The sequence below is a fragment of the Actinoplanes sp. NPDC048988 genome (assembly GCF_043197815.1).
In the GTDB taxonomy this organism is placed as follows: domain Bacteria; phylum Actinomycetota; class Actinomycetes; order Mycobacteriales; family Micromonosporaceae; genus Actinoplanes.
This window is the reverse complement of the sequence record NZ_JBICTW010000002.1, coordinates 654,289-665,190: the sequence shown is the minus strand read 5'-3', so window position 1 is coordinate 665,190 and position 10,902 is coordinate 654,289. Positions and strand designations below refer to the sequence as shown.

General features: G+C 70.1%; 10 protein-coding genes. 8 read left to right on the top strand and 2 right to left on the bottom strand.

The window, feature by feature from the left end:
• Nucleotides 1-8: 8 nt before the first annotated feature.
• Nucleotides 9-1,658 (bottom strand): chaperonin GroEL, encoded by a 1,650-nt coding sequence (gene groL / locus ACGFJ7_RS10140; RefSeq protein WP_360245414.1) that lies wholly within the window; start codon nt 1,656-1,658, stop codon nt 9-11.
• A gap of 72 nt (nt 1,659-1,730) precedes the next feature.
• A complete protein-coding gene (gene groES / locus ACGFJ7_RS10135) occupies nt 1,731-2,045 on the bottom strand; it encodes a co-chaperone GroES (RefSeq protein WP_082771855.1) in 315 nt (104 codons plus the stop codon).
• 227 nt (nt 2,046-2,272) lie between these two features.
• Between groES and ACGFJ7_RS10130 the strand changes: the two genes are divergently transcribed.
• The 8 genes from ACGFJ7_RS10130 (at nt 2,273) to ACGFJ7_RS10095 (ending at nt 10,798) form a co-directional block, all read left to right on the top strand.
• Nucleotides 2,273-3,442 carry a methyltransferase domain-containing protein gene (locus tag ACGFJ7_RS10130; RefSeq protein ID WP_392641881.1) on the top strand — a complete coding sequence of 390 codons (1,170 nt, stop codon included), beginning with the start codon at nt 2,273-2,275 and terminating at the stop codon, nt 3,440-3,442.
• Nucleotides 3,443-3,515: 73 nt separating this feature from the next.
• Nucleotides 3,516-4,001 (top strand): Cys-tRNA(Pro) deacylase, encoded by a 486-nt coding sequence (gene ybaK / locus ACGFJ7_RS10125; RefSeq protein ID WP_392641879.1) that lies wholly within the window; start codon nt 3,516-3,518, stop codon nt 3,999-4,001.
• Nucleotides 4,002-4,369: 368 nt separating this feature from the next.
• A complete protein-coding gene (locus ACGFJ7_RS10120) occupies nt 4,370-5,470 on the top strand; it encodes a substrate-binding domain-containing protein (protein WP_360245403.1) in 1,101 nt (366 codons plus the stop codon).
• 161 nt (nt 5,471-5,631) lie between these two features.
• Nucleotides 5,632-6,447, top strand: a complete 816-nt coding sequence (locus ACGFJ7_RS10115; RefSeq protein ID WP_360245400.1) for an ATP-binding cassette domain-containing protein — start codon at nt 5,632-5,634, stop codon at nt 6,445-6,447.
• The gene (locus ACGFJ7_RS10110) at nt 6,444-7,700 is read left to right on the top strand and encodes an ABC transporter permease (protein WP_360245397.1); all 1,257 of its coding nucleotides are present in this window, start codon (nt 6,444-6,446) and stop codon (nt 7,698-7,700) included. Before ACGFJ7_RS10115 ends, ACGFJ7_RS10110 begins: the two co-directional genes overlap by 4 nt.
• A gap of 34 nt (nt 7,701-7,734) precedes the next feature.
• Nucleotides 7,735-8,910, top strand: a complete 1,176-nt coding sequence (locus ACGFJ7_RS10105; protein ID WP_360245394.1) for an ROK family transcriptional regulator — start codon at nt 7,735-7,737, stop codon at nt 8,908-8,910.
• Between the two features lie 45 nt (nt 8,911-8,955).
• The gene (locus ACGFJ7_RS10100) at nt 8,956-9,099 is read left to right on the top strand and encodes a hypothetical protein (RefSeq protein WP_360245391.1); all 144 of its coding nucleotides are present in this window, start codon (nt 8,956-8,958) and stop codon (nt 9,097-9,099) included.
• Nucleotides 9,100-9,109: 10 nt separating this feature from the next.
• The gene (locus ACGFJ7_RS10095) at nt 9,110-10,798 is read left to right on the top strand and encodes a M16 family metallopeptidase (protein WP_392641876.1); all 1,689 of its coding nucleotides are present in this window, start codon (nt 9,110-9,112) and stop codon (nt 10,796-10,798) included.
• Nucleotides 10,799-10,902: the final 104 nt, after the last annotated feature.

Here is a 10,902-nt window from a genome sequence, read left to right as displayed (position 1 = left end):
CTGTCCGGTCAGAAGCCCGGGCCGTGCTGGTGGCCGTGGCCACCGTGGCTGTGGCCGTGACCGCCGGCGGCGGCGGGCTCCGGCTCGGCCGGCTTGTCCACCACGAGGCTTTCCGTGGTCAGCAGCAGGCCGGCGATCGAGACGGCGTTGGAGACCGCGTTGCGGGTCACCTTCACCGGGTCGAGGATGCCGGCCGCGGCCAGGTCCACGTACTCGTCGGTGGCCGCGTTGAGGCCGTGGCCCCAGCCCAGCTCGGCGACCTTGCCCACCACGACGTAACCGTCGTGGCCGGCGTTCTGCGCGATCCAGCGCAGCGGCTCCACCAGCGCCTTGCGGACGATCGAAACGCCGATCGCCTCCTCGCCGGTCAGGCCGAGGCCACCGTCGAGCTCCTTCGCCACCTGGGCGAGGGCGGCGCCACCGCCGGGCACGGTGCCCTCCTCGACGGCCGCCTTCGTCGCTGCGATGGCGTCCTCGATGCGGTGCTTGCGCTCCTTCATCTCGACCTCGGTCACGGCGCCGACCTTGATCACCGCGATGCCGCCGGAGAGCTTGGCCAGCCGCTCCTGAAGCTTCTCGCGGTCCCAGTCGGAGTCCGACGCCTCGATCTCCTTGCGGATCTGCGAGACCCGGTCGGTGACGTCGGACTTCTTGCCGCCACCGTCGACGATGGTGGTGTTCTCCTTGTCGACGACGATGCGCCGGGCGGTGCCCAGCGACTCGAGGCCGACCTGGTCGAGCTTGTAGCCGAGCTCGGGGGCGATGAGCTCGCCACCGGTGGCGATCGCCAGGTCCTGCAGGATCGCCTTGCGGCGGTCACCGAAACCGGGCGCCTTCACCGCGGCGACCTTGATGGTCTTGCGCAGCGCGTTCACCACCAGGGTGGAGAGCGCCTGACCCTCGACGTCCTCGGCCACGATCAGCAGCGGCTTGCTGTTCTGGAGCACCTTCTCCAGCAGCGGGAGGAGCTCCTCGATGCTGGAGATCTTCTGGGTGGTGAGGAGGATGTACGCGTCCTCCAGCACCGCCTCCTGCGACTCGGCGTCGGTCACGAAGTTCGGCGAGATGAAGCCCTTGTCGAACTGCAGACCCTCGGTGACCTCGAGCTCGGTCGCCATGGCCGAGCCCTCCTCGACGGTGATGACACCGTCGCGGCCGACCCGGTCCATCGCCTCGGCGATCAGCTCGCCGATGGTGGCGTCCTGGGCCGAGATGGTGGCCACGTTCGCGATCGCCTTGTGGTCGGCGACCTCGACGGCCTTGCCGAGCAGCGCCTCCGAGACGACCTCGGCGGCCTTGTCCATGCCCCGCTTGAGCGAGATGGGGCTGGCACCCGCGGTGACGTTGCGCAGGCCCTCGCGCACCAGCGCCTGGGCGAGCACCGTCGCCGTGGTGGTCCCGTCGCCGGCGACGTCGTTGGTCTTCGTCGCCACCTCCTTGACCAGCTGGGCACCGAGGTTCTGGTACGGGTCGGTGAGCTCGATCTCCTTGGCGATGGTGACACCGTCGTTGGTGATCGTGGGAGCGCCGAACTTCTTGTCGAGGACGACGTTGCGGCCGCGCGGGCCGAGGGTGACCTTGACCGTGTCGGCGAGCGAGTTGACCCCGTGCTCGAGCAGGTGACGGGCGTCGTCCGAGAAGCTGAGAATCTTCGCCATGTTTAAGGTCCCTTCACGCACCACCGCCCTGACCCGTGATCACGGGCCAGGGCGGTCAGCACTGTCAGTAGGTCACTTCTCGATGACCGCGAGGACGTCGCGGGCGGAGAGCACCAGGTACTCCTCGCCGGCGTACTTGACCTCGGTGCCGCCGTACTTCGAGTAGAGGACCGTCTCGCCGACCTTGACGTCAACCGGGATGCGGTTGCCCTTGTCGTCGATGCGGCCGGGGCCCACAGCGAGGACGGTGCCCTCCTGCGGCTTCTCCTTGGCGGTGTCGGGGATCACGATGCCCGACGCCGTGGTCGTCTCAGCCTCGTTCGCCTGGACCACGATGCGGTCCTCGAGCGGCTTGATCGCAACCTTGGTCGCGGTAGTCACGGGCATACCCTCCTGGGTACAGGTTTCGCCGGCCACGGTGATGGCCGGTCTGATGCCTCATGCCACCGGGCGGGGCCGTCGTCGCGGGTGCCGGTCCGCCTGGTGCCTCACCGCGCGCCCGGATGGCCGCGCGGTTGGCACCCTCAGGATGAGAGTGCTAATCGGAGGTTAGGCCGGAACTAGCACTCCGTCAACCAGAGTGCCAATGAAGTCGCACGGGGGAGAATGCCTGCGTGACTGCGGAATCGACGGCCCTGCTGCGTACCCCCGAAGGGGTGAAGGCGCTGGACAGCGCGATGGAGGTCGCCGGAAGTGATCCGCTCGCGGCCGCTTCGGCACTGCGGTCCCGCGGCGTCCCGCCGGACCTGGCCTCGGCCGCGCTGACCCAGGTCGAGCTGCGCCGTCGCGCGGTGGGGAAGTTCGGCGCCGACGCGGCGTCGATGTTCTTCACCCGGGCCGGCCTGGAACAGGCGACGCGGGCCGTCGTCGCCGAGAGGCGGGCGAGGCGCCTCGCGGCGGCCGGGGTCCGGACCTTGGCCGATCTGGGCTGCGGGCTGGGCTCGGACGCGCTGGCGGCGGCGAGGTTCGGGATTTCGGTGTACGCCGTGGAAGCCGATCCGGAGACAGCGGCGATGGCCGCCGCCAACGCGGAGGCGCTGGGCCTGGACGTACGGGTGGAATGCGCCGACGCGACGTCGGTGCCGGTCGAGCGGTACGACGCGGTCTTCGCCGACCCGGCCCGCCGGAAGGCCGGCCGCGGCCGGGTGTTCGATCCCCGGTCGTACTCACCGCCCTGGGATTTCATCGCCTCTCTGCCCGAGCGCGTGCCGCGCACCGTCCTGAAGCTGGCGCCCGGCATCGACCACGACCTCTTGCCGCCCGGCGCCGAGGGCGAGTGGACCAGCGTCGACGGCGATCTGGTCGAGGCCGCCTTCTGGTGCGGCCCGCTGGCCGAGGTCCCGCGCCGAGCGGTGTTGCTGCGCGAGCGGGCGTCCGAACTGACGGGTACCGGAGCTGAGAAGGCTCCGGTGGGCCCGGTCGGTGCCTTCCTGTACGACCCGGACCCCGCTGTCGTCCGGTCGCACCTCGTGGCCGAGCTCGCCGACGGGCTCGGCGCCCGGCTGGGGGACCCGGAGATCGCGTATCTCTACACCGATGGCCCGGTGGAGACCCCCTTCGCCCGGCGGCTCGAGATCACCGATGTGCTGCCGTTCTCGCTCAAGCGGCTGCGGGCGCTGCTGCGCGAGCGCGGCGTCGGGCGGCTGGAGATCCGCAAGCGCGGCTCGGCCCTGGAGCCCGAGCAGCTGCGCCGAGACCTGCGGCTGGCCGGGCCGAACGGCGCGTCGCTGGTGCTGACCCGCGTCGCGGGGGCGCCGACTGCCCTCCTGTGCCGGGCGATCTGACCCCTACGGGCACGAAATCTCATGTGATCAACGAGTCACGCAGGGAGATTCGTCACGGTAGTACGGTTCCGGCATGGCGAAGAAGGCCGCTGCCGGAACCCCGGCCACCGCGTTGCTGACCTCTCGGAAGGTCGAGCACACGCTGCATCCGTACGACGTGTCCCCGGACGCGCCGAACTATGGCGCGCTCGTCGCGGAAGCGCTCGGTGTCGAGCCGCGGAAGGTCTTCAAAACTCTGGTCGCGGACGTCGACGGGGCGCTGGTCGTGGGGGTCGTGCCGGTCACCGGGGACCTCGACCTCAAGGCGCTGGCGCACGCCGCCGGCGGCAAGCGGGCCACCCTCGCCGACCGGGCCGCGGCCGAGCGCAGCAGCGGCTACGTGCGCGGCGGCATCAGCCCGCTCGGGCAGCGCAAGAAGCTGCCGACGGTGGTGGACGACTCGGCGCTCGCGCTTGATCTGATGTTCATCTCGGCGGGCCGGCGCGGGCTTCAGGTGAGCCTGGCGCCGGGGGATCTCATTCGCCTCAGCGACGCGGTAACCGCTCAGATCCGGACATAATGTCCGGCGAGCGCGCGCCGTTACGACAACGTTACGCGCCGGGTGGATCTTTCTCCTGAGAACGGTCCAGATCGGGCGCCGGGCTGACTTAGCGTCACGGAGTGAGCGTCGTTAGCGATCTTGCTCAGCTGGTCTCTTGGCCCTCACCAGGGCCGAAGTCCCTGTATCACCGCCGTGTTGCCGGATTGTTATCCCCGGTTACGAGATCGGCTGGCGTCACCGCTTGTGCTACCGGTCGCAACGGGAATACGTTGCCGGACACAACAAACTAGATCCTGATCACACGGCGTCTCGGGGAGCGACACTCCCGACAACGCAGAACATCGAATCCGATCGAAGGCCCGGATTTACCCGAAAGGACACAAGGAATGCGTAAGGGACTGTTCGCCCTTGCCGCGGTTGGCCTGCTGGCCACCGGCAGCGTCGCCGCCTGTGGCGACGACAAAGGCAGCGACTCCGGTAGCGGCAACTCGAGCTCGGCCGGCAAGGTCGGCGTGATCCTGCCCGACACCAAGAGCTCGCAGCGGTGGGGCACCGACGACCCGAAGTTCCTCAAGGCGGCGTTCGAGGCGGCCGGGGTACAGGTCGACATCCAGAACGCGCAGGGTGACAAGACCGCGTTCCAGACCATCGCCGACGGCATGATCTCCAGCGGCGTCAAGGTTCTGATGATCGTCAACCTCGACTCCGGCACCGGTAAGGCCGTCCTCGAGAAGGCCAAGAAGGCCGGCATCGCGACGATCGACTACGACCGTCTCACGCTGAGCGGCGGCGCGGACTACTACGTGTCGTTCGACAACGTGAAGGTCGGCGAGCTCCAGGGCCAGGGCCTGGTCGACTGCCTGACCGAGAAGAAGGCCGTCAAGCCGGTCGTCGCCGAGCTCAACGGCTCCCCGACCGACAACAACGCGACCCTCTTCGCGCAGGGCTACAACTCGGTCCTCGACCCGAAGTACGCGGACGGCACCTTCACCAAGGGCCCGAACCAGGACGTTCCGGACTGGGACAACGCGCAGGCCGGCACCATCTTCGAGCAGATGCTGACCTCGAACAAGAACATCAAGGGCGTTCTGGCGGCGAACGACGGTCTCGGTAACGCGGCCATCTCGGTGCTGAAGAAGAACAAGCTCAACGGTCAGGTCCCGGTCACCGGCCAGGACGCGACCGTTCAGGGTCTGCAGAACATCCTCGCCGGCGACCAGTGCATGACGGTCTACAAGGCGATCAAGAAGGAGGCCGACGCGGCCGCCGAGCTGGCGATCGCGCTCTCCAAGGGCCAGAAGCCGACCTCGGCCACCGGCACCACCAAGGACCCGGAGTCGGGCGCCTCGGTTCCGTCCGTGCTGCTGACCCCGCAGTCGATCACCAAGGCGAACGTCAAGGACGTCATCACCGACGGCTTCGTCACCAAGGACGCGGTCTGCACCGCCGACTTCGCGAAGGCCTGCACTGAAGCGGGTATCAGCTGACCCCAGCTGATATCGGGCTAGTCCCGAAATCCTGACGACGGCGCCGCTTGCTTCCGATAGAGGAAGCGGGCGGCGCCAGAGTCAGGTGCCCCCCACCCTGCCGCCCCGGGCGACCCCCGCCGTGGGCGGCAAAACCGGTCACTCAGCGAAGGAGAAACACCGTGGCCGCGACACCCCTCCTGGAGCTCAGCGGGATCAATAAAGGCTTTGGTCCCGTTCAGGTCCTGCACGACGTCGGCTTGAGCGTCTACCCCGGCGAGGTCACCGCTCTCGTCGGCGACAACGGCGCCGGCAAGTCGACGCTGGTCAAGTGCATCAGTGGCATCTACCAGATCGACTCCGGCACGGTGACCTTCGAAGGTAACCCGGTCTCGATCAGTGGCCCGAGCGACGCCTCGGGTCTCGGGATCGAAGTCGTCTACCAGGACCTCGCGCTCTGCGACAACCTGGACGTGGTCCAGAACATGTTCCTGGGCCGGGAGAAGAAGCGGGGCATCGTCCTCGACGAGCCCACCATGGAGCAGATGGCCGGCGACGCGCTCGCCAGTCTGTCGGTGCGCACCCTGAAGTCGCTGCGGCAGCTGGTCGCCAGCCTCTCCGGTGGGCAGCGGCAGACCGTGGCGATCGCCAAGGCCGTGCTCTGGAACTCCAAGGTCGTCATCCTGGACGAGCCGACCGCCGCCCTCGGCGTGGCGCAGACCGCCCAGGTGCTCGAGCTGGTGCGCCGCCTGGCCGACAACGGCCTCGGCGTCGTGCTGATCTCGCACAACATGAACGACGTGTTCGCGGTCTCGGACCGGATCGCGGCGCTCTACCTCGGCCGCATGGCGGCCCAGGTCAAGACGACCGATGTGACCCACTCGCAGGTCGTCGAGCTGATCACTGCCGGCCGCAGTGGCAACATCGGCCTGCCTCCCGAGAAGCCCGCGGACTTCAACGGCGACGCCGTCGACATCACGCCGGGAGGCGACAAGTGAGCACCACCACGACCACTACGGCCGGCGGCGTCAAGGTCGTCAAGCCGACCGTCAACAGCTACATCCGCGACTACTGGGGCCGGATCCGCGGCGGTGACCTGGGCACCCTGCCGGCCATCCTCGGCCTGGTCGTCCTGAGCCTGATCTTCGGTGTCTCGACCGACACCTTCTTCAGCGAGCTCAACTTCGCGAACCTGTTCAACCAGAGCGCCCAGGTCGTCTTCATCGCCATGGGCCTGGTCTTCGTCCTGCTGCTGGGCGAGATCGACCTGTCCGCCGGTTTCACCAGCGGTCTCTGTGGCGCCGTCGCGGCCGTCCTGCTGACCAACCACGGCTGGGACTGGTACACCGCGATCCCGGCCGCGCTGGTCACCGGTCTCGTGATCGGTTTCGTGCTCGGCTTCCTGGTCGCGAAGATCGGCATCCCGTCGTTCGTCGTCACCCTGGCCGCCTTCCTCGGCTTCCAGGGCCTGCTGCTCGTGCTGCTCGGTGGCGGCACGAACGTCTCGACGCGCAACGAGTTCTTCAACTCGCTCAACAACGACAACCTGTCGGTTGCCTGGAGCTGGATCCTCTGCCTCGTCGCGGTCATCGGCTACGCCGCGGTCCAGCTGCTCAACCTGCGCAGCCGGGCCAAGCGCGGCCTGGTCACCGACCCGATCGGCGTCGTCGCGGCCCGCATCGGCGGCCTCGCGGTCCTGCTGATCGCGGCCACCGCGATCCTCAGCCAGGAGCGCGCGATCAACCCGGCGATCAACTCGCTCAAGGGCGTGCCGATCGTCGTCCCGATCATGGGTGTCTTCCTGGTCCTGTGGACGTTCGTCCTGGGCCGTACGGCCTACGGCCGGCACGTCTACGCGGTCGGCGGCAACACCGAGGCGGCCCGCCGGGCCGGCATCAAGGTCGACCGGATCCGCATCTCGGTCTTCGTGATCGGCTCGTTCATGGCCGCGATCGGCGGCATCATGGCCGTCAGCCGGGCCAGCTCGGTCGACCCGAACACCGGTGGCAGCAACATCCTGCTCTACTCGGTGGGCGCGGCCGTCATCGGCGGTACCAGCCTCTTCGGCGGTAAGGGCAAGATCATCAACGCCGTCATCGGTGGCGCGGTGATCGCCGTGATCGACAACGGCATGGGCCTGCTGGGCTTCAGCGCCGGCACCAAGTACATCGTGACCGGCCTGATCCTGCTCGTCGCCGCCAGCGTCGACGCCCTCGCCCGGCGCAGAGCGGCCGCTACCGGCAACCGATGAGCCGGACCATCCTGGGTACGGGGACGGCGCGCTGATGCGGGCCGGCCCCAGCCAGGAGGAGGTGCGGCGGCACAACCTCGGGACCCTGTTGCGTTACGTGCACGTGCACGGCGCCACGTCCCGGGCGGAGCTGACGAGCCTGCTCGGTCTCAACCGCAGCACCATCGGGGCCCTGACCGCCGAGCTGACCACCGCAGGGCTGGTCAGCGAGGCGGCACCACGTGAGACCGGCCGGGCCGGGCGACCGTCGCTGGTCGTCCGGCCCGAGTCGTCGAAGGTCTACGCGTACGCCCTCAGCATCGAGGTGGACCGCCTGCGCGCGGCCCGGGTCGGCCTCGGCGGCCGCATCCTGGACCGCCGCGAGGCGCATCGGCCGCGCGGCATGCAGGTGCTCGACGCGGTGCAGCCGCTGGCCGGCTTCGTCCACGACATGCGCGAGGACGTCCCCGACGACGCGCGCTACGTGGGCACCGGGGTCGCGGTGGCCGGCATGGTCCGCCGCGCCGACGGCGTGGTGCGGCTGGCCCCGACGATCGGCTGGGTCGAGGAGCCGGTCGGTGAGGCGCTCGGCGCCGAGCTCGGCGACGCCGGCAAGCTCACCGTCGGCAACCACGCGGACGTCTCGGCCCTGGTCGAGCACAGCCGCGGCGCCGCCGTCGGCTGCGACAACGTCATCTACCTCTACGGCGACGTCGGTGTCGGCGCCGGCATCATCGCCGACGGTCACCGGGTCGCCGGTCACGGCGGCTACGGCGGCGAGGTCGGCCACATGGTGGTCAACCCGTACGGCCGCGAGTGCAGTTGCGGCTCGCGCGGCTGCTGGGAGACCGAGATCGGCGAGTACGCGCTGCTCAAGCACGCGGGACGCGGCGATCGGAGCGGTCGCGAGGCCGTGCTGGGCGTGGTCGACGCGGCCATGCGCGGCGACAGCCAGGCCCAGTTCGCCGTCCGGCAGGTCGGCGACTGGATCGGCTTCGGCGTCGGCAACCTGGTCAACATCTTCAACCCGGAAGCCGTGATCTTCGGCGGCACGCTGCGCGACGTCTACCTGGTCGCCGCCGCGCAGATCCGCAGCCGGCTCACCTCGATCGCGCTGCCCGCCTGCCGGGAGCACATCCGCCTGCGTACCCCCGAACTGGGCGACGACGCGGCCCTCATCGGCGCCGCCGAGCTCGCTTTCGAACATCTCCTCAGGGACCCGGTCGGCTGAGACCGGGGCCCCTGAGGCCCTTCAAGATCGTCTAAGCTGCGCGCCATGCCCGCAGAGGTGCTGTTCGATCCGGCCGCCGCCTACCCCGAGGCCGGGATCGCGCGGACGGCGATGGCCGCGCGCGACTGGGAAAAGCCCGCTCCACGGTCGACGAGCTGCCGGCCGCCGGCACGGCCTTCGCGGCGTTGAAGGGCTCCCGATGATCAAAGAGCTCGACGTCGACGGCGTACCCACCCTTCTCGCCCCCACCACCGGCCCGTCCCACGCCGGCCTCGCCTTCCGCGTCGGCTTCGCCGACGAGCCGCTGCACCGGCGCGGCATCACCCACCTGGTCGAACACCTGGCCCTGTACTCGACGGGAGTCGCCGACTACCACTACAACGGCGCCACCGGGGTCGAGTACACGTACTTCCACATGCAGGGCTCGGACGACGACTTGGCCGGCTTCCTCACCGGTGTCTGCTCCTCGCTGCGCGACCTGCCGATGGGCCGCCTGGCCGTGGAGAAAGACCTGCTCCAGGCCGAGGCGAACGGCCGTAATCAGGGGGCGGCCGACAGCATGCCGCTCTGGCGGCACGGCGCCCGCGACTACGGGATGCCGAGCTACCCCGAATGGGGCCTGCCCGGCATCACCGAGGACGACCTGCGGGCCTGGGTGAGCCGCTACTTCACCCGGGAGAACGCCGTGCTGTGGGTGGCCGGCGACGGCGTACCGGAAGGACTGAAGCTGGACCTTCCCAGCGGTACGCGTCAGCCGGCGCCCGCGCCGTCCATGGCGCTGCCGGTCACGCCGGCCTACTTCACGGCTCACTCCGGGGTGCTGGTCTGGGACGCCGAGGTGGCCCGGGCCGCGCGGAGTTCGGTCTTCGCCGGAGTCCTGGAGCGCGAGATGCGGCGCGAGCTGCGCCAGGAGGCCGGGTTGTCGTACACGGCCCAGGCGAGCTACGAGCCCCTCGGCGCCGACCGGGCGCTGGTGACGGCGGTGGCGGACTCGCTGCCGGACAAACAGGACGCGGTCCTGGGCGGTTTCGTCGACGTGCTGGCCGCCTTGCGCGCGGGCCGGATCGACGAGGCGGACGTGGCGGCGGTGGTGAAGCAGCGGGCCGAGGCGCTGCACCACGCCGAGGAGCAGGGCGCCCGGCTCCCCGGCCAGGCGCTGAACCTGCTCGCCGGGCGGCCGGTGCAGAGCGCGGACGAGGCGATCGCGGAGACGCGCGCGGTCGGGCCGGCCGAGGTGGCCGAGGTGGCCGGCGCGGCCTGCGCCAACGGTCTGCTGATGGCCCCGCGCACGCGAGCCGACTGGGCGGGCTTCACGGCCGCGCCCAGCCACTCGGAGTCGGCGGTGCCGGGCACGGAGTACGCGTCGTGGGAAGCGCCGGACGAAACCCTGATCATCGGGCCGGAGGGCGTCAGCATCGTGCGTGCGGGCGAGGCGGCGACGGTACGGTTCGACGCCTGCGCCATCGTCCGGGCCTGGCCGGACGGAGCGCGGTACTTCGTCGGGCACGACGGCATCGTGGTGGGAATCGAGCCGACGCTGTGGTCGGGGGTGGCGGCGGCGCTGCCCTGGCTCGACGCCCACTCGCCGGCTGCGGTCCGGGTCGACCAGCCACCGCGCGACCCGGCCCAGATCCCCCAGCCGGAGCACCGCGCGGCGGCGACCGCGAACCGGCGCGAGGGCCCGGCGATCTCCCCGCTCGGCACGCGGATCATCGGCATCGTGGCGCTGGTGCTGGCCGCCCCGATCATCGCCGTCGTCAACGGCGACGGCCCCCGCGACGCCTTCGGCATAGCGGCGACGATCGGCATCCTGGCCGTCGTGGTCGCCGCCGGCCTCGCGGGCGGCCTCGGCGTCCGCCGCTTGCTGGCCCGCCTGCGCCGCCGCTGATCCTGAGTGGGCTGATTCCTGAGGTGCCGCTGGTCCGGTGCGGAGGCCGTCGCCGCTGTCGCTGAGCTTGTCGCTGTGGGCGCGGTTCGCCGCTGCCGGCTGCT